Here is a 21,231-nt window from a genome sequence, read left to right on the forward strand (position 1 = left end):
TAAATATTACTTCTAAGTCTTTACTCATAATAATAGGTTTTTACTTATTTAATTTGTAGTTGAGTAACATTTACTGGGAGCAGATATCACGGCTGCTTAAAATAGTGATGATGCCTGGTGTTGAATCAAAATATTCATGGCACACAACCCAAAAAAGACTAGGATATGCTACCAAGATAGTATCATTTTTACTGGGTGAAGATGCAAAACCCAAAATAATCAGCATCTAAATAATGTGCTTGTATGTTGATAAAATAATCGGTTTTAGAGGATGTCTGAAAACTTTTTCGTGTGGTATCTAACACTTGTAGATCCTCCTAAATCCTCCTTAAAAAGGAGGACTTTGAGTAATTTATCCCCCCTGGGAAAGGGGGGTGAGGGGGGATCTTGATCAATTCTGATACTTCTCAGACATCCTCTTACAAAGTTTAACAAGTTCCGTGGGTTTACGTCCCTGTTGCAAAACTGAATTACGAATTACGTTGGCGTAGCCTGCCGGAGGCACTATTACGAATTATTTAATTGTTTTTTTGAGATATTTAGTTTATTTTAAATTCAGTTCCACTTTGTCATGATATATTGTTATTTGAGTACAAGTTTTTACCCTTAATTATCACCTTCAAATATCCTCAAACATTAGCCTATAATGGGTTTAACTTGAGTACAAACTTCCCCGAACCCCAACAGATAAATGCTAGTACCCCCTATCAAAAACACTAGCACCTCTACCCCAAATAAATTTTATAAGTCTGAGTAGATAAGTCTTTTAGGCTTTGAGTACTATTGTAATGAGTTTAATAATCTTAATCCCGGTGGGGTAAACTGTGTTCTGGAGAGGTGACTGCTATAAACATGAATAGGATTTACGCAGAGATTCCCCTCTACCCCCCGAAATTCCTAGACGAAAGTCTGGAGAACTAGGGGGGACTTCTTACCCCTAAGTCGGTTCTAATCTCTCTTCAAAAGCAGTTAAATCCTGTCAGTATTAGTGAATACAAAAGGGAGTATATTTGGGATTTTTAATTTTGAATTGCTTAGTAATACTTTATGAGTAGATTGCACATCTAGTTGTAACTCATAAACCTGCCAATTTTAGATGCAAAAAATTAGAAGAGTTGAGATTTGAGATTTGAGATTTTAAATATTGGGTGTCATCTACTAGGTGTATATTGAGAATCTAAAATTTGATGGCTGTTTGAGAATTGACAAGAAGAAGGTGCAGTAATAGACCATAAAATACATTTTCTTACTGGGTTAATGCTACCTAGGAAGGGAGAGCGAAGATGAAATTAAAAATTTTAAATATTCTGACAGTTTGTTTCGTTACTTTAGCTGTGCTTTCTCCAGGGCTATTAGTATTTAATTTAATTTGGGGACGACATATAGAGTTAGTTAAGACACAGAATTTATCCTGTCAAGTCACCAATATTAATAAAGGTTCTGATTCTTTATCTCTCCAACCAGAGAGCATAAATACTCCTCAATCTCCAGCTAACAGAAAATTATCTAAATATAATTTTTTTGTACAACTGCAAATTCTAGTGGAACAATATAGAATCGCTACAATTTTGCAATGGTTGGTCTTGGGTACACCTATTTGTATTGGCTTCGGGATTCTTGTTTATGACAGGTATCTTGTATATCGCACTGCTGTTTTAAAAGCACAAGTCGAAATGCTAGAAAGGCTTTGGCAACAAAGTATAGAGCAATAATTTTCAGTTTTCTTATTCACCCTAAACTAATTCACCATGACAGACGAACGCCAAACACAATATTTTAATTTAATTGATGAATTGCTCCAATGTCCTAATGGTCAAGAACCAGAAGTTTTAGAATCTCAACCTGAATTGGTTGATTCTGGTTTAGTACATTCAATGCTACAAGTAGCTACTATGTTTGCTCATGAAGGCAATCAAGATGGCGCTCAGTTTTTATTTTTTATAGCGAAGGAATTAGCTAAACAATTGGGTTTATATCCTGAAGTTTCCAATGAGGTTGCACATCAGGAGTAATAATGCTATTGACTTCAACTGATGCTGGAAAAATAGCTCTAGAATTCCTTTTGGCAGACTGGAATATTTCTGAAGATTACAGAGATTGGTTCACTATCTTTAACTCGCGGTTAATGGGTGAGTTTTGGTACATTGTGGAATTGGGTGTTGAGGGTTTTCCTGATAAGTGGTTTATTCAAGTTTACGATACAGGAGCCTGTGACCCAAATTATACATTTAATTCTCCTATCTCTGGTTCTGAGGGATATGTGGATTTAAAGAATGTACCAGATATCATAGCTGATGTTTTAGTTGCTGAACGCAATTCCCGTTAATTCAGAAGTGCTGTATTAATCAGCCGGAAATGGGGAGAGGTTTTGCTGTTTTTTGCCCAACAATAAACAGCTAATAAAAGGTTCTTCTTTCGTGTCTCTTACTCAATTGTGCCAGTTAATAAATTTTGAATTCATTATATATGGTCATTATTTAGAGGTGATACTCAATTAGAGTACACCTCTTTTTTTTGAAGATGTATTTCACGAATTACGTTGGCGGTAGCCTGCCGTAGGCACTATTACGAATTACGTTGGCGGTAGCCTGCCGTAGGCACTATTACAAATTGCGAATTACGAATTATTTTAAGAATATATTTAACTTTAATTGGCGTTTTGTCATGTTTGGCTGACAAATTTATGTTATGCTAATCACAGTGATGGACGCTACAGAAATAGTCAGTCAAATGATTGCTGAAGATATCCTAGCTAAAGAATTCACAAGAGTCGTTAACCACTATTACCCGAACACTGGGGAACTACTGGAAGGGTGTCATGTGAAAGTCATCACCTGCTTCTGGGGACGACCTGCTAAACGCTTTCAATATGTAGGGATTTATTGTTCTGAAGATATTTTGCCCTATGTGCAAGCGCAAAAAGAAATACTGAGGGAAGTAGCAGAAAATATGGGACTCATTCAAGTTGTTTGTATGAATGCCAAGCGATTGCTGCATGACCCGATGTCTAAACTTAAGCAATCCGAACCGCGCTTATGGTTAGAGTTGCATTTAGTGGCAGCTTAGTGGAAGGAGGTAGAAGTTAAAAGGCAGAAGGTAGAAGGCAATAATGTTGATGTAATTTACGTTTTTGTCTGATGCTAACTGTTTAATTATTTCTGCTGTGCTGTACTAAAATTTTGTTTGCCAAAAATGAAAACAGGACTTTTCTGCAATTACGAAAATCATCATCACGATGTCCGTCGCGCCATCTTTGAACAGGTTTTACTGGTGAAACAGGCGGAAAACTTAGGTTTTGAAGAAGCCTGGGTGAGTGAACATCATTTTAATGAATCCAATCTCAGCCCGTCACTTTTGCTGTTAATGGCACATTTGGCGGGTGTTACGTCAACTATTCGTTTAGGGACTGGGGCGGTATTATTGCCGTTTCACAACCCAATTCGGGTAGCTGAGGATATTGCTACTTTGGATAATCTTTGTAGTGGTAGATTGGCTTTTGGGGTAGCTAAAGGGGGACCTTTTCCTCAACAAAATCAGCATTTTGGCGTATCGATGTCTAAATCCCGTGCCATGATGCTAGAAGCGATCGCACTTATTCAAAAGCTATTATATGAAACTGACGTATCATTTAATGGGCAATTCTATCAGTGCGATCGCTTGACAGTTTATCCCCAACCACTACAAAAACCTATCCCTGTCTATATTGCCAGTGGTGATGATGATGCTATTAAATTTGCTGCTGAAAATTCCTTTGGCTTAATGGGGGGTCCGCCCTTTTCCCTGACAAGATTGAAGAATACAGTCAGCAAATATCGGCAATTAAATTCCAGTGGTGCGGATAAATTTCTGTTAGCACGGTTCTTTTTTGTGGCTAAAACCTCTGATGAAGCTGTAAGCGAAGCCTTACCTTTCATCCGCCAATTTAGCCAGAAAATGATCGCTAACACCACTCAAGTAATGCAGAATAGTCCCCAGCCTCAGAAACCATTTGATCGAACAAATATCTGTTTTGATGAAGACTATTTGCTTGAAAATTCGATTATTGGTGATGTAGAAACCTGTCGCGACAAAATCAAGAAATTTCAGGACGAATTAGATCTCGGCACACTAGCGCTCAAACCCTCATCTTCTTCTCTGCAAAAAAATCGAGAGAGTTTGCAGCGCTACAATCAAGAGGTGCGAAATTATGTCTAAACTCCCCTTGCTTCCTCCTGATGACTTACCTCCTATAGAGGTGACAAAAGAGGACGGAATGCTGCATATGGAATTAGAACAGTCGATTGGGAGGTGCTTTTATCATTCGTGCGATCGCATTACCCAAGTTCTGCTATCTAATTGTCAGTGGTATATGACAACTCATCTTACCACTCTGATGCTGATTGTAGACTGTCCAGATATAGTATCTTACTGGCATATAGTCAGTAATATTCCTCAATTGGGTAATCGGCTGGAACGATTTACCACTGACGCGAAAATCCGAGTTTATCCGCCATTTGGCAAAGGAATGCCCTTTGAAATTGGCATTAATGAAATCTCGGCTTATCGAGACTGGTTGTAAGTTCTTTCATTAGATTTCCATGACCTGATCCTCGGCTTCTCAAACAAGTCGAGGATCTATCTAGAGGAATCATTAGACATAGCAGTGAAAATTAAATATGCGTTATCTGGAATCCTTGTAGAAACGTTTCATGGGTAGGGATTCTCGGCTCTACAATCTTTGTCGGAGATGTCTATTAATGATAGCTGAAAAATTTTAAGTCTCTTAGGTAGGCTATGCCTTATACCGTTTCACTTTCAGGTTGATACAAATGGACAGACGCACAGACGAGGTTTAATTAAGTGATTTGATATTACGAATCATTGCGTTGGTGGGCATTGCCCACCCTACGTATATTTCAAAAACCAAATATTATTTATCTAGTTATAATGAAATAAATATCAGAATATACCAGCTATGAACAATAACATTATCAATAATAAAAAGCAACTTTTTGACCGTTGGTCATCCAGCTATGATTGGACTTTTCCCTCTTTTATTTATCAAGCCATTCATAAAAGATTGCTTTCCAAAGTCGAATTAGCACCAAATGCGAATGTCCTTGATTTAGGTTGTGGTACTGGACGTTTACTAGATCGATTAGCAAGTCAGTTTCCAGAAATCCGAGGAACAGGATTAGATTTATCTCCGCAAATGTTGCGGGTTGCTAGACAAAATAATCGTCACCATCCCCGATTAATTTATGTTGAAGGGAATGCTGAAAACCTCCCTTTTGCTGAAGGTCAATTTGATGCCGTATTTAATACTATCAGTTTTTTACATTATTCTCAACCAGAACAAGTTTTAAATGAAGTAGCACGGGTACTTTCTCCCGGTGGACGCTTTTATTTAGTTGATATCACTGCTAATAACTCAATATTTCAATTCATGGCAAAATCTCCGGCAGGAATTAAATTCTATAGTCGAGAACAGCGTGAACAACTAGGTTCTGATGCTGGACTTTTGTGCTTAGGTCACTACTATTTATTAGGTTTTGTGTTGTTGACAATTTTCGCCAAACCTGCTTAACAATTAAAATAATTCCTGATTCTTAAGTTGGGTTTTGCTACGCTCAACCTACAGAAAAATGGTGAAGGTATTGAGTGCTAAAAGCTTTTCAGTGTCTCTTAGGCTGCGCTATGGGCTATCAGTTAATGTCTTAACCATCTTGGCGGTGAATAGAGTATAAAAAGATATACTATAAATGTATAATAATATCTATCGGTAAGTGAAATCACTATATCGGTGATTCAGTCTGCATTCTAGCTATTAGATTTAAGAAATCAGATTTAATTATCATGAAGAGTAATCACCAAAAGTTCAAAAAATGGATATTTTATTTTTCCATTTTGTCTTTTGAATTTTTTATTTCCAGTCTTCTATTACCAGTTAATGCTCAAGTAATTATCCAAACTGGAACACCGACACTTGAGCAACTAAGAGGAACAGAAAAACAACCGTCAGTATTACCTAATCCTCAACCTTTACCAGAAAATACCTTACCACCGCTGGAAGAATTATTCCCACAAACAGAGCCAAATCCATTAATCCCCCAACCATCTTTGGAGCAGATTCCTGGGAAAATTACAGTTACAAAATTTGAAGTTATTGGTAGTACTGTTTTTAGTCAAAAAGAACTAGCCAAATTACTAGAACCTTTTACTAAACGCCCGATTTCTTTTGCTGAATTACAGCAAGTTCAAGAAATTATTAATCAATTATATGTGCAGAGAGGATATATCACTTCTGGAGCCTATATACCTCCCCAAGAATTGCAAGATGGGACTGTGAAAATTGCAGTAGTTGAAGGTGAAGTGGAATCAATTAATATTTCCGGTTTAAAACGATTGCAACCTGGTTATGTTCGCAGTAGATTGGGATTAGGAACAAAGACTCCTTTGGATCAAAATCGCTTACTTCTAGCTTTGCAAATGCTGCAACTTGATCCTCTAATTGCTGGCTTATCAGCAGAATTAGCCGCTGGTTCCCGTCCCGGTGTGAGTGTGTTAGAGATTAAGGTGCGAGAGAAAGATGCTTTTTCAACGCAGATAAGTATTGATAATCAGCGATCGCCTAGTGTGGGAACTGTACGTCGTCAAGTGCAAATCAATCACAATAATCTGTTAGGATTTGGCGATCGCTTTCATGTTGGCTATATCAATACTGACGGAAGCCATTCCATCGATGATCTGGGCTACACTGTCCCCATTAACCCCCAAAACGGTACTATCGGGTTGAGCTACAGTCGCACCAATACTAACATTATTGAAAAACCCTTTAACGTCTTAGATATTCAATCTGCATCTCGCAATTATCAAATTACCTATCGTCAACCGCTGTACCAAACCCCTAATCAAGAATTTACCTTGGGGATAAGTGGTTCTAGACAAGAATCAGAAACATCGCTGTTAAATGAGCCTTATCCCTTATCTTCCGGTGCAAATGATCAAGGGGAAACGAGGATTTCTGCAATCCGCTTTTTTCAGGAATATACTCAGCGGGATAATGTACAAGTCTTTGCGGTGCGATCGCAATTTAGCTTTGGTATTGATGCTTTTAATGCCACAAATAATAACACAGCCCCTGATAGTCAGTTTGTGACATGGCGTGGACAAACCCAGTACTTACGTTTATTAACACCAGATACAACTTTAGTACTGAGATCAGATATCCAATTGAGCGATCGTCCTTTAGTTGCTTTAGAACAATTTAGCGCCGGTGGACAACAAAGTGTACGCGGTTATCGACAGGATTATTTATTAGCTGATAATGGCTTATTTGCTTCCGCAGAAGTTCGTACCTCCATTCTTCGCATTCCTAAGTTAGAAACCACTTTACAAGTATCTCCCTTTTTTGATCTGGGTACTGTTTGGAATCACTCTAGTTCTAATGTAGATATCAAACAGCCAACTTTAGCTTCTGTAGGTGTAGGTTTGCGCTTGCTAGTAGGGGAAAATTTTAACGCCAAAATTGATTGGGGTATTCCTTTAGTTAATGTCGAAAAAAGCGGAAATTCTTTACAAGAAAATGGACTTTATTTCTCCATAGAATATAACCCTTTTTAGATATTTTTGGTGAAGGCATAAAATTCTCTAAAAAGACTTTTCACATCACTTAATTAAAGCGACAAATGAATCTCTGCGTCTTGCCCGTCCCCGCGTCTGTCCATTTGTATCAACCTTAAAGTGAAACAGTATTACCTATCACCTGCTATACCAGAAGCAGCATGACAACTAGGAGGAATTAAACCCGAACTTTGCGGTGTGACATTTGGTGCTTCTGCTGTGAGAATTATCTGACCATCAGCAGAAATTATCCATCCTTGTGCTTGCTGAATTACCGACTTAGTTGAATTTTGTGGCTGATTATTTATCCTTTCTTGCTGTCTCATAACCAGAGGTGTTCTTTCCTGGTTTTTTGAACGAGTTGCCCATTCTACTAACCCAGGTGAATTACTAATGTATTCATCAGAATCAGCAGGTACACCACCTTTACCTGTAATTACAAAAGAATTGTTTTTAGCAATTTGCTTATCTGAACAAATATCCGTGCCTACTAATGATTCAGCATCGACTAAATTACCGGGTAATTCTATTAAGCCAGAAGTAGGATCTACATCAGGTGTATTGATTTGCACATCTCCAGCTAGACCAAATTGAGAAGATGCAGTAATATCACTTTTTGGGGTTAATTGAGGACGTAATTCTAGTCCAAAAATAGCATTAGTATTAATGTTGATTTTCCCACCATTGCCTTGAAAAGCATTAGCTGTAATATCACTGTTTTCATTGGGAAAAGCCACAATCAAGGGAGAATTAATCTTGATATTTCCCCCATTTCCCTCATTTCCTCCAGCACCGGCAGTTGCAGTTATACGGCTATTATTTCTTAACAAGAATAAATCTTGAATATCGAGATTGATGTTTCCACCTTGGTTACTGACAGTTTCGGCAGTGATAAAGGATTGATTATCTAAACTCAAAGTACCAGCTTGCAGAGAAATATCTCCACCTTCACCACTACCTTGACTATTTACTCCTATTCCTGCACCGTTTTTAATAATTAAGGTTTTGGGGTCAATTTCAATACTACCACTATCACCAGTTGAACCTGTGTCTGTGTTGGCAAATAGTCCAGTTTCGCTACCATCTAAGGTGATATTGTCTTTGACTTTCAGGTTAATATTTCCAGCTTTAGCATTACCAGAAGTAGCAGTAATAAGTTGTCCTCCAGTATTGGCAGTAAAGTTATTAGTATTGATATTGATATTACCGCCTTGACCACTACCAGATGTAGAAGCTGATATTTGCACACCATCAGTAATCTTTAAATTTTGGGAGGTAATTTGAATACTGCCAGCATCACCGCTACCTCTACTTTCAACTGCTAATATTCCTTTTCCTACGATGTTAATATTTTCCGGTGCTGTGATGATTAAGTCACCACCGTTACCACTAGCAATCGTAGAAGCGGAAATAGTGGAATTAGGGAAGAGGGTAATATCTAAATCGGGTTGATTTTCGTAAGGATTAAGTTTTAACGTGCCTGCGGGTGCTTGTCCCTGGGTTTCGGCAAAAACTCCCACCACACCCGCTAGGTTGATTTTAGAGGCATTTAAGGTGATGCTACCACCGCCTTGGGTGTTTGTTGCAGTGGCAGTGGCAGTGGCGGTGATGCGGGCGGTATCGGATACGGTGAGGTGAGGAGTATTGATGATAATATCGCCGGCTTTTCCTGCACCACTGGTTTCAACGGAGAGAATAGGGGAAAAGTCTTGGACACCGAGACCCAGGTTAACTCTATTGGGTGCATTGACAGCGATCGCACCCCCATCACCGTTGCCTGTAGTTGTGGCGAAGATTTTCCCGCCATTGGCTACTGTTAAGGAGGGTGTATTAAGGGTGATGTCTCCGGCTTTTCCGTCTCCTGTGGTGGAAGCGGAGATTTCTGAAGCATTTGTCAGGGTTAAGTTGTTGGCATTAATTTGAATATTGCCGGCTTTTCCTGTACTGCTGGTGTTACTGGCAATTTTACTATTATTAAACGTGACAATTGCAGGACTGGTGATAGTTACATTTCCTGCGGGTTCACTGCCTTTGGTGTCACTTTCTATGCGACTATCTTTGAAGGTGAGATTACCTGTGCTGGTAATATTCACATTTCCTGATTGACCTTCTTTACCAATATCCAAGGTTATTTTTCCAAAAAATAAATTATCAATTGTCACCTGTTTACTAGTGATAATGTCAGTATTAATTAATGATAAATCGCCAAGACCGTTAACTTGAACATCTCCAGATTTTGAGGAAGAGGACAAAGTTAAGATATCTAAATTTGTAATTTTATTTTTCGCTGCTAAGGTAACGTTACCACTCTGTCCTGAAGTTCCTGTTTTGGAAACAGAAAAGGAAGAAAAAACTGGAATTTTTTCGTCTTCATCTCTAATTCCCTTAATATCGCCACCAGCAGTCAGAGTAATCGCCCCACCATTTCCTGCTGTGCCTGAAGATGAATATGAGAAGGAGTTTAGGTTTTGTGTAGAGATATCGCCACCAGCAGACAGAGTAATCGTCCCGCCATTTCCTCCTGTTCCTTCAAATGAATATGAGGAGGAGTCTAGGGATTGTGTAGAGATATCGCCACCAGCAGACAGAGTAATCGCCCCACCATTCCCTCCTGTTCCTTCAAATAAATCTGAAGATGAGTTGGAGAATAGGTTTTGTGTAGAGATATCGCCACCAGCAGACAGAGTAATCGCCCCGCCATTTCTTGCTGTTCCTACTAATGAATCTGAAAATGAGTTGGAGCTGAGGTTTTGTGTAGAGATATCGCCACCAGCAGTCAGGGTAATCGCCCCACCATCTTCTAGAGATGAGTAGGAGAATAGGTTTTGTGTAGAGATATCGCCACCAGCCGACAGAGTAATCGCCCCGCCATTTCTTGCTGTTCCTACAAATGAATCTGAAAATGAGTAGGAGTTGAGGTTTTGTGTAGAGATATTGCCACCAGCCGACAGAGTAATCGCCCTGCCATTTCCTGCTGTTCCTACAAATGAAAATGAGTAGGAGTTGAGGTCTTGTGTAGTGATGTCGCCACCAGCCGACAGAGTAATCGCCCCGCCATTTCCTGCTGTGCCTGAATTTGAACGTGAGTAGGAGTTGAGGTCTTGTGTAGTGATGTCGCCACCAGCAGTCAGAGTAATCGCCCCACCATTTTTTCCTGTTCCATATCCATACAATGAACCTGAGTAGGAATTTAGATTTTGTGTAGTAATATTGCCACTAGTGGCAGTTAAAGTTATATTTCCTCCACCCAATTCGGAGCTAGTATTAATATTACCAATATTTAAACTAACACCTTTAATCTCAACACTCTGTCCATTGTTGCGGATAGTATCTGCCGTATTCATCTGAAAATTACCAACGCCGTTACCATCAGCATCAGCAGTAAATATAATTTTACCAATACCATCAGCTAGACTTAAACTGTTACCACTTAAAGGATGAATCGTAATATCATTTATTGCTTGAAATATCAAGTTTGTATTTCCTGATAATCCTTCTAATGTAGTTTTATCGATTGTGGCGTTATTGTCTTCAGCAATAGTCAGATTTTTGGTATCAAGTAATAATGTATTTGTATTAAGATTTCCCCTGACTATCAGATTTTCTGTTCCTACTAATTGAATGTTCCCCTCTAGCGCTGTTAATGTGCCTGTGTTGATGACATTGGCACCAAAAAAAGTTATATCCTTACCTTCATCAACTGTTAAATTCCCTTGATTATTAATTTGCGCTTGATAATTTCTTAAGGCGTTGGTAAATAATGCTCCTGGTTGGATAGAAAGTAAATTACTACTTTGGGGATTTGTCGCACTAAATAAACCATTCTCACCCAACTTAATACTATCAGCGGTTGTCGCAGTAAATGAACCGCGAATATCTAAACTAGCATTGTTGCCAAAAAATATCCCATTGGGATTTATTAAAAATAAATTCGCTGTTCCTTCTACTCCTAACTTTCCGAAAATATTAGAAGCATTACCACCAGTCACACGAGTTAATATGTTTTCTATGCCTACAGGATTAGCAAAATTAACAATTCTATTTTCACCAATATTAAATTCTTGAAAACTGTGAAATAGATTAATACCTCTGGTTGCACCACCTTCTATGCGGTCTTTGATTGCGTCAATAGGCTTAACAATTGAGCTTTCTTGACCTAATGTCTGATCAGGTGTGAGTTGAGCCAATACTGTTTGATTGACAGAGGTTAATATTCCTCCTATTGCAAATAAAGTTGCTATTCCTAACTGATAATTATGTAGCTGGAGTTGAGGTATCATGTTATATTCCTTGGTGAAAATTTACTTTCCCTATCCGACAGAGAATTAATTTTTGACATCACTTGATATTACAACCAATTTCCTACTAAAACAAATGCTGACCAATAATAGGGATGGGAAAAATTCTTAGTTTGTAAAATTGTAAGTTGAGCGCGGCGAATAACTTCAGCTTTAGTAAGTTTGCTGTTAGCTAATTCCTCATAGAATTTCGTCATTAATAAGGCAGTAGCTTCATCATCGACATACCAAAGACTAGCAAGAGTACTACGCGCCCCTGCTCTCACTGCCACACCGGCTAATCCTAATGAGGCTCTTTTGTCTCCAGCAGCAGTTTTGCAAGCACTGAGAACCAGTAATTCAATTGGGCGAATCTGGTTTCTATTAGGACGTAAAAGACTATTTAATTGATCGACATTGAGTCGTTGATCCCAAGTGAGAATAAATGTATCTTCAGCTTTAGAACTGAATTCACCGTGAGTAGCTAAATGAACTACTTGATAAGCATTTTCTTTAACTTTTTCCTCTAATTTATTGTCAGTAAAAGCATTATTTTTTAGCAAAAATGAACTAGGAACCTGAACTTTAATTCGTTCTAATTCAGTGATGACATTAGGAAGTTCAGAAAAACCTAGACGAGCTTCACTTAATCCACCACCAAGAAGCTGAATTTTTTCTCTAGCTAAAGCTTTAGGATCTATCAGTTGTAAACTGGGAGCGAGAGCAATACTATATTTTTCAATTAGGTATTGTTTACCATCATGAAGAATAGACATAGGAATATTTCGTAAAGCTCCATCTGAGATAAAAACTAGATTTTTGATATTACTAGTTTGCAGTTCTCCTTCAATCTTACTTATTAACCAGTTATAAAGTTCTTGGGAGAGTTTTAGCCTGTTTTGATTTAAAGTTCGTTCTCTGGGACTAGCGACAGCAGCCCGTAGTGCAGCGATATTGGCTTCTATTGTTGACTGAGGTAATATTTTATTGTAGTGGCGTAGAGGTTTCTGAGGTAGAGCCACAATTACTTCTAAACGGTCTTTGAGAATAATTGTATAAAATATCGCTGATGTGGGGTCAATTTGGTCAATTTGCACAGGTTTAGCATCTAAACAAGCATTACGAAAGAAGTTGTCTAGTTCTGCTAGTTGCAATGATTCAATTACCTCTCTGGCTTGTTTGAGGTCTTCTTGAGTAGCTTCTAGTTGCAATAGTAATGCAACTAGCTCTCGATAGACTGGTTCAACACGCTCTCTAAAGTCGAACTGGGCTTCTGAGCTAATTGCTACAATGTCAGTACGTATAGATTGAAGAGTTTTAACTGATTTTGTGTAAGCTGCGATCGCACCTTTTTGTTCTTTTTGGGCTGTGAGAACTCTGCCTAATTGCCATTGCCATTCATAACTAAGTTCTGGTGCGTTGTTACTTTGAGAAAGAAGCAAGGCTTTTTCAGTTAATTTTTGCGCTTCTTCATAGCGTTGATTCTGTTCATAGAGATTTCCTAAAGTTCCCATTGCATAACTTTCGGCTCTTTTATCGTCTAAGTTCTTTGCTAATTGGATTGCTGTTGCCAGTTCATTGGCAATTAGGGGTTGAGAATAATTTTCTTGACTCGATTTGAGGAGAGTTCTAGCTAAAGTAATGCGGGAATAAACCGCTGTGCGACTAGGAGGTAATTGAGTAAAACTGCTTTGGATTTGTGGGATTAATTCTTTGGCTGCTGACAATCTCTCTTCATTTAACAATAGCTCTAATTGGTATAACTGTGCCTGAATCATCAAATCAGATGAAGGAGATTCTTTAACAGCTTGTTGATAGTAATTTAGGGCTTTTTGAGTTTGATCTTTTTGTAATTTGGTAGTTTTGCCTAAACTCAGAAGTGTTTCCGTAATTGCTGACGGCGAGGATAATTTTCGGGATAATACTAAACTCTGCTCCAAAGCTGCTTGAGACTTATCTAATTGTCTGATACTACGCAACACATCTCCTAAACTTTGGAGTGATTTAGCTTTGAGTAGAGTATCTGGTTGTTGTTCAAGACTTTTCTGAGTGTCTGTTAAAGTTTTGACAGATTGATTATATAATCCTAAAGCCTGTAATGCCTGACCTTTGTTGATTTTGCTTCTAATTACTCCTGTATTTTCGCCAATTTTTTGATATGTATTAGCAGCGAGATTCCAAGTATCTAGAGCTTTTTGGGCATTACCCATAGACAGATGTAATTGTCCTTGAACTTCCAGAGTTTGAGCTAAAATTTGTTGGCGTTCTTTGATATCTGCTATTTTTTCAAGACTATTAAGAGCAGTTGTTATGGCTTGGTTTGCCTGTGCCAAGTCTCCAATTTTTTGATAGACTAAAGCTAGATTTCTCCAAGCTATCACCTGACCAACTATATCACCTTGTTCCCCATAGCCTTTAATAGCTTTTTGCAACAATGAAATAGCTGGTTTAAATTGTCCTTGTTGATATAATTGTTGAGCTTGTTGTTCTAGAGAAAGGGAATTTATAATAATTTGATTATTGACATTTACATAATTACCGCTATTATTAAGAGTCGTATTTGCTCTCACCGCATCTATTTGAAAACTGCAAGCTAGAGATAATAAACTCAGAGTTAGAAAGTAAATCTTTTTCATGGTATTTACCGATTTGTGTGTTGCTGATTAAGAGGGTGATTTTTTTCACGCTCCAGGCGCAAAGAGTAAGAGTTTTTTGAGATTCAGTCATTTAATCGTAAACCCTGTACGGGCGGGGTTTCCCCGCCCTTAATTTAAATTTATTGCATTCAACCGATAACCCCGTTCAAAAAAGACGATTAATTAGTACTGGTAGCATGACAATCAGGATGATTTAAAGCTGAACTTTGAGGTGTGACATTTGGTGCTTCTGCTGTGAGAATTATCTTCCCATCAGCAGAAATTATCCATCCTTGTGCTTGCTGAATTACCGACTTAGTTGAATTTTGTGGCTGATTATTTATCCTTTGTTGCTGTCTCATAACCATAGGTATTATTTCCTGTTTTTTTGAACGAGTTGCCCATTCTACTAACCCAGGTGAATTACTAATGTATTCATCAGAATCAGCAGGTACACCACCTTTACCTGTAATTACAAAAGAATTGTTTTTAGCAATTTGCTTATCTGAACAAATATCCGTGCCTACTAATGATTCAGCATCGACTAAATTACCGGGTAATTCTATTAAGCCAGAAGTAGGATCTACATCAGGTGTATTGATTTGCACATCTCCAGCTAGACCAAATTGAGAAGATGCAGTAATATCACTTTTTGGGGTTAATTGAGGACGTAATTCTAGTCCAAAAATAGCATTAGTATTAATGTTGATTTTCCCGCCATTTCCTTGAAAAGCATTAGCTGTAATATCACTGTTTTCATTGGGAAAGGTAATAATAAAAGGAGAATTAATCTTGATATTTCCACCATCTCCTCCTGTTCCTGCTGTTGCGGTAATTTTGCTATTATTTCGGAACAATAATAAATCGTTAATTGTCAGATTAATATTCCCACCTTGGTTAGAAGCAGTTTCCGCACTAATAAAACCTTTATTATCTAAACTCAGAGTACCTGCTTGAATAGAAACATCTCCACCTTTACCAGTTCCTTCACTATTAACTCCTATCCCTGCACCGTTTTTAATGCTTAAGGTTTGGGGGTCAATATCAATACTACCACTATCACCGATAGAACCTTTTTCGGTACTAGCAAATAGTCCGGTGTTTGTTCCGTTCAAGGTAATATTATCTTTAACTTTGACGATGATATTCCCACCTTTACCACTACCAGATGTAGAAGCTGAGATTTGCACACCATCACTCAAAGTTAAGTTTTGAGTAGTAATTTGAATATTGCCAGCATCACCTATTCCTTTACTTTCTACTGCTAATTTTCCTTTTCCTGCGATGTTAATATTTTCCGGTGCTGTAATAATTAAGTCACCACCTTTACCACTAGCAGTAGTGGAAGCAGAAATAATTGAACCAGGGAAGAGGGTAATATCTAAATCGGGTTGATTTTCGTAAGGATTAAGTTTTAACGTACCTGCGGGTGCTTGTCCTTGGGTTTCGGCAAAAACACCGACAACTCCGGCTAGGTTCATTTTTGAGGCGTTTAAAGTAATGCTACCACCGCCATCTTTATTAGTAGCTGTTGCAGTTGCTGTGGCGGTAATACGGGCGGTATCAGATACGGTGAGGTTAGGAGTATTCACAACGATATTTCCGGCTTTTCCTGCACCACTGGTTTCAACGGAAAGGATAGGAGAAGAATCTTTAACACCGATACCGAGATTAACAGCTTTATCTGCATTGATAGTAATTGTACCGCCATCACCTTTGCCTGTGGTTGTGGCGAAGATTTCAGCGCCATTGGCTACTGTTAGAGTGGGTGTATTAAGGGTAATGTCTCCAGCTTTTCCTTTTGCTGTGGTGGAAGCGGAGATTTCTGAAGCATTTGTCAGGGTTAAGTTGTTGGCATTAATTTGAATATTGCCGGCTTTTCCTGTACTGCTGGTGTTACTGGCAATTTTACTATTATTAAACGTGACAATTGCAGGACTGGTGATAGTTACATTTCCTGCGGGTTCACTGCCTTTGGTGTCACTTTCTATGCGACTATCTTTGAAGGTGAGATTACCTGTGCTGGTAATATTCACATTTCCTGATTGGCCTACTCCACCAACATCCAGGGTTCTTTCTTGTCCAAAAATCTTAATTGTCACCTGTTTACTGGTGATGATGGCAGTATTAGTTAATGATAAATCGCCAAAACCATTAATTTGAACATCTCCAGATTTTGAGGAAGAGGACAAAGTTAAGATATCTAAATTTGTAATGTTATTTCTAGCTGCTAAGGTAACGTTACCACTCTGTCCTGAATTTCCGGTTTGGGAAACAGAAAAGGAAGAAAACACCGGGAATTCATTGCTAAATTCATCTTTGATACCCTTAATATCGCCACCAGCAGTCAGAGTCATCCCCCCGCCATCTCCTGCTATTCCTGAAAATGAAGATGAGGAGGAGTTTAGGTCTTGTGTAGAGATATCGCCACCAGCAGTGAGAGTCATCCCTCCGCCATTTCCTGCTGTTCTTGAAAATGAAGATGAGGAGGAGTCTAGGTTTAGAGTGGAGATATTGCCACCAGCAGTGAGAGTCATCCCTCCGCCATTTCCTGCTGCTCTTGAAAATGAAAATGAAGATGAGGAGGAGTCTAGGTTTAGAGTGGAGATATCGCCACCAGCAGTCAGAGTCATCCCCCCGCCATCTCCTGCTATTCCTGAAAATGAAGATGAGGAGGAGTATAGGGATTGAGTGGAGATATCGCCACCAGCAGATAGAGAAATCGCCCCGCCATTTCCTCCTGTTCCTGAAGATGAAGATGAGGAGGAGTTTAGGTCTTGTGTAGAGATATCGCCACCAGCAGTGAGAGTCATCCCCCCACCATTTCCTGCTGTTTCTGAAAATGAAAATGAGGAGGAGTTTAGGGATTGAGTTGAGATATGGCTACCAGCAGTGAGAGTCATCCCCCCGCCATCTCCTGCTATTCCTGAAAATGAAGATGAGGAGGAGTATAGGGATTGAGTTGAGATATGGCCACCAGCAGATAGAGAAATCGCCCCGCCATTTCTTCCTGTCCCTGAATCTGAATATGAGGAGGAGTCTAGGTTTAGAGTGGAGATATGGCCACCAGCAGTGAGAGTTATCCCTCCGCCATTTCCTCCTGTTCCTGAATCTGAATATGAGGAGGAGTCTAGGTTTAGAGTGGAGATATGGCCACCAGCAGTGAGAGTCATCCCTCCGCCATTTCCTCCTGTTCCTGAATCTGAATATGAGGAGGAGTATAGGTTTAGAGTGGAGATATGGCCACTAGTGGCAGTTAAAGTTATATTTCCTCCATCCTGTTCTGAGCTAGTATCAATATCACCAACAGTTAAATTAACGCCTTTAATATCAACACTCCGTCCAGGAGTTTTAATAGTATTAGCAGCATCCATCTGAAAACTACCGATACCATTCCCATCAGCATCAGCAATAAATTTGATTTTACCGCTACCATTAGCTAGTTCTAAAATATTACTATTTAAAGAATTAATTTTAATATCATTTATTGCCTGAAATATCAAATTTGTATTTCCAGATAATCCTTCTAATGTAGTTTTATTAATTGTGACATTATCATCTTCACCAATATTCAGATTTTTAGTATCAAGTAATAACGTCCCTGTTTCTAAATTTCCTCTCACTCTCAGATTTTCTGCACCTGTTAATTGAACTATTCCCTCTGGTGCTGTTAATGTGCCTGTGTTGATGACATTTGCACTAAATAAAGTTATATTCTTACCATTAGCAACAGTTAAATTACCTTCATTCTTAATTGACCCTTGTTGATTTCTCAAAGCATTCATAAATAACGCACTGGGTTGAATTGTCAATAAATTACTTGTGGCTGGTGCTGTGGCACTAAATAAACCATTTTCACCCAACTTAATACCATCCGCAGTTGTCGCAGTAAATGAACCGCGAATATCTAAACTGGCATTTTGTCCAAAGATAATCCCGTTGGGATTAATTAAAAATAAATTTGCTGTTCCCTCTACTCCCAACTTTCCGAAAATATGAGAAGCATTACCACCGGTCACACGAGTTAATATATTTTCAATTCCTACAGGATTAGCAAAATACACACTTCTATTTTCACCAATATTGAATTTTTCAAAGCTGTGAAATAAATTGCCTCCTCTAGCAGCCCCACCATTGATCAGGTCTTTGAATTCGTTAACTTTGTTAACAACTGAATTTTCTTGTCCTAATGTGTGGTCAGGTGTTATTTGTGCTTTTAGCTTATTACTAGGAAAGAGGAAGAAAATAAACAATAGAATTAGTTGTTGGAGGGAAATTTTCTTCATGATATTGGATTTCTAGAGGATTTTAGAGGATAAATGCACAAGTCTAATTTATTACTAGCTCTGCCTATTAGAAGTCGCGCGCCACTTGCTTTACAGCGAAGTCGCCCAACGCAGTGGCTTGGCTATACATACTAAACCCGCCTTTTTCATTTATGATCTTTCATTGATTGAGAAAGAGCTTTAAAAAGTATACCTGCTTCTGCTGGAGGTTTAAAGGTGAATTGCAGATAAAAATTACCTGGGGTTGCAGGTTGATCGGAAATTTTTGCATAGATGTCTTCACTCAATTTTTCTTGATTGCCATCTATTAATAGGTTGAGCTTAATATTAATGAAATTAGGAAGTGAAGAAGTATCTAATTCTGTGTTCTCGATTTGCACTAAGGCTCCTTGATCTGATAGTTTGATTAAATGTCCTTTGAATATATGGGCAGAAACTTGCTTACCATCAACTATTTGGTAGATGATGGGAATTGGTTCTATCAGATCAACAAAGATATCTGTGTCTTTGGTTAAAAACAAGTTATATGGTTCACCAATACCACCAATATCATAAACTGTGATTAATTCTTTAACTCCTTTTGGTTTGATTTGCTGTTCTCCGTCGATTCTGAGGGTTGCTGATCCAATTGCTTTTAAAGTTGCTTCAGAAATGAGAATTTGTTTGGCTGTTGTATAAGTTTCAATGCGGAAAGCGAGGTTCATTTCTTTGCCTATGACGGTGTATTCGGTGTGTTTTTCTGAGCCAATATTGCCAACGACAACTTCTCCAGTGTTAATACCAATACCCATTGCTAAAGTTGGTAAATCCAATTGGGCTAACTTTTCGTTAACAGCAGTCATTGCTAATTGCATGGCTACAGCACAAGCAACTCCTCGTTGAGCATCATCTGCCCTGCGTGTGGGCGCACCAAAGAGAATGACAATACCATCACCCATGAATTTATCAATGGTTCCTTGGTGTTGTGCGATCGCATCTAACATGAATTCCAGATAGATGTTGAGAACTTGTACCACTACTTCTGGAGACAGTCGTTCTGATAGGGCGGTGAATCCTCTTAAATCGGAAGTGACGATGGTGATTTTTGCCCTTTTACCGCCAATTTTCAATCCTTCGGGGCTTTCCAGCAAGGTGGCAACTACCTCATCTGTGAGGTAACGCCCAAAAGTTTTGCGAATTGAATCTGCGGTGTTAGCAATATAAGTTGTAATAGCAATAGCCGCACCGGTCAGTGCTAAAAATGGGGCAACAACAGGCAACCACCAGCCCCAAACAAAAGCTATGTATGTACTACCTAATAAAACCCCTTGCGCCAATATCAGGGTAGTTCCCCACCACCAAAAAGAGGATTTAAAGGACTTACCTACATATCGCCACCGCCAAGTCAGGATAGCACCAACCCCTGACCAGAAGGCAATCCACAGCCATTCTTGGGGTTCTGACCAACTTTTAATTAAGGCGTTACCTTTGAGGGCGGCGTTCAAAATTTGGCTGGTGAGATGTGCCTGAACTTCCACCCCAGACATGGGTTCTGGGATACTGAGCAAATCGCCACTGTAGGGAGTGTAGAATAAATCATTGAAACTTTCACCCACCATCCCAATTAAGATAATGCGATCGCGTCCCCAATCTTTTGGGACTCGGTCTTCTAAAATATCTCTGAGGGAAACTGTATTAAAAGAGCCGGTCGAACCTTGGTAATTCAATAACATCTGATAGCCATTGTCATCGGCGCGGATATAGCCCCCGTCATGAGATTGAAAGCGAGAAAATACCGTTTTCCCTAACTGCCAATCTTTATTTCCCTGAACAGTAATACCCTCTTTTTCTAAATAAAGTAATGCTAGATAAAAGCTAAAGCTGTAGACAGGTTTATTGTTGGCATCTGCTAGATAAATGAAACCGCGTCTGATCTTGTTATCGGCATCAGCAATTACATCATTTGCCCCTACTTGATCTTTCGCTTTAAGTACAGGTGGTGGTGGAACAGGCTGACTATTGCGATCGCCCACTACTTTTTGAATCCCAATCACATATTCGGTTGATTCAAACACCTTCACTAAATCCTGATGGCCTGGTTCAAAAGGGAGATCTCGATAAATATCCAAACCAATTGCTCTTGGCTTTCTGGCTTTGAGTTTTTTCAGCAACTTCGCATAAACACCATCAGCAATGTAACCTTGCTGAAGATATTGCATATCTGCTTCCTCAATCCCCACAATCACAATTCTGTCATCCTGGGGTTGAGGCGGCCGCCAACGCATATATTGATCAAAAGCTGCCCAGTCCCAAGATTGTAATAAACCAAGAAAGCGCAAAAGGATTACTAATACCGCTATACTTGGAGTAGTAATCCCAACAGCCCGCCATTCCCACAAAAAACGTTTTATCTTGCCCATCTCCTCAGGAAAATCAAAGGATTAAATACTC

Annotated in this window: 12 protein-coding genes; 8 read left to right on the plus strand and 4 right to left on the minus strand. The window is 38.9% G+C overall.

The genetic code is table 11. From position 1 onward, the window contains the following. The first annotated feature begins 1,283 nt into the window (after nt 1-1,283). The 8 genes from H6G59_RS18320 (at nt 1,284) to H6G59_RS18355 (ending at nt 7,602) form a co-directional block, all read left to right on the plus strand. Entirely contained in the window at nt 1,284-1,712 is a 429-nt protein-coding gene (locus tag H6G59_RS18320) for a hypothetical protein (RefSeq protein ID WP_190716915.1), read from the plus strand. A 36-nt stretch (nt 1,713-1,748) separates the two neighbouring features. Further along, nucleotides 1,749-2,012: a hypothetical protein gene (locus H6G59_RS18325; RefSeq protein WP_016949636.1), complete on the plus strand. Its 264-nt coding sequence runs from the start codon at nt 1,749-1,751 to the stop codon at nt 2,010-2,012. 2 nt (nt 2,013-2,014) lie between these two features. Beyond that, complete coding sequence (locus H6G59_RS18330; protein ID WP_016949635.1) at nt 2,015-2,326, plus strand: hypothetical protein; 312 nt, start codon at nt 2,015-2,017, stop codon at nt 2,324-2,326. A 404-nt stretch (nt 2,327-2,730) separates the two neighbouring features. Further along, the gene (locus H6G59_RS18335; protein WP_190717054.1) at nt 2,731-3,066 is read left to right on the plus strand and encodes a hypothetical protein; all 336 of its coding nucleotides are present in this window, start codon (nt 2,731-2,733) and stop codon (nt 3,064-3,066) included. A 126-nt stretch (nt 3,067-3,192) separates the two neighbouring features. Next, a complete protein-coding gene (locus H6G59_RS18340; protein ID WP_190716917.1) occupies nt 3,193-4,194 on the plus strand; it encodes an LLM class flavin-dependent oxidoreductase in 1,002 nt (333 codons plus the stop codon). Further along, on the plus strand, nt 4,187-4,558 hold the full coding sequence (locus H6G59_RS18345; protein WP_190716919.1) for a hypothetical protein: 372 nt from the start codon (nt 4,187-4,189) through the stop codon (nt 4,556-4,558). Before H6G59_RS18340 ends, H6G59_RS18345 begins: the two co-directional genes overlap by 8 nt. 396 nt (nt 4,559-4,954) lie before the next feature. After that, nucleotides 4,955-5,566 (plus strand): class I SAM-dependent methyltransferase, encoded by a 612-nt coding sequence (locus H6G59_RS18350; protein WP_190716921.1) that lies wholly within the window; start codon nt 4,955-4,957, stop codon nt 5,564-5,566. Between the two features lie 269 nt (nt 5,567-5,835). Beyond that, a complete protein-coding gene (locus H6G59_RS18355) occupies nt 5,836-7,602 on the plus strand; it encodes a ShlB/FhaC/HecB family hemolysin secretion/activation protein (RefSeq protein ID WP_190716923.1) in 1,767 nt (588 codons plus the stop codon). Between the two features lie 131 nt (nt 7,603-7,733). Here H6G59_RS18355 and H6G59_RS18360 read toward each other — a convergent pair whose 3' ends face one another. From H6G59_RS18360 to H6G59_RS18375, 4 genes are all read right to left on the minus strand, one after another. Further along, the gene (locus H6G59_RS18360) at nt 7,734-11,882 is read right to left on the minus strand and encodes a two-partner secretion domain-containing protein (protein ID WP_190716925.1); all 4,149 of its coding nucleotides are present in this window, start codon (nt 11,880-11,882) and stop codon (nt 7,734-7,736) included. Nucleotides 11,883-11,950: 68 nt separating this feature from the next. After that, nucleotides 11,951-14,515, minus strand: a complete 2,565-nt coding sequence (locus tag H6G59_RS18365) for a CHAT domain-containing protein (protein WP_190716928.1) — start codon at nt 14,513-14,515, stop codon at nt 11,951-11,953. A 179-nt stretch (nt 14,516-14,694) separates the two neighbouring features. After that, on the minus strand, nt 14,695-18,801 hold the full coding sequence (locus tag H6G59_RS18370; protein WP_190716930.1) for a two-partner secretion domain-containing protein: 4,107 nt from the start codon (nt 18,799-18,801) through the stop codon (nt 14,695-14,697). Nucleotides 18,802-18,947: 146 nt separating this feature from the next. Next, nucleotides 18,948-21,200 (minus strand): CHASE2 domain-containing protein, encoded by a 2,253-nt coding sequence (locus tag H6G59_RS18375; protein ID WP_190716932.1) that lies wholly within the window; start codon nt 21,198-21,200, stop codon nt 18,948-18,950. Nucleotides 21,201-21,231: the final 31 nt, after the last annotated feature.

Source organism: Anabaena lutea FACHB-196 (assembly GCF_014698305.1).
GTDB classification, from domain to species: Bacteria; Cyanobacteriota; Cyanobacteriia; order Cyanobacteriales; family Nostocaceae; genus Anabaena; species Anabaena lutea.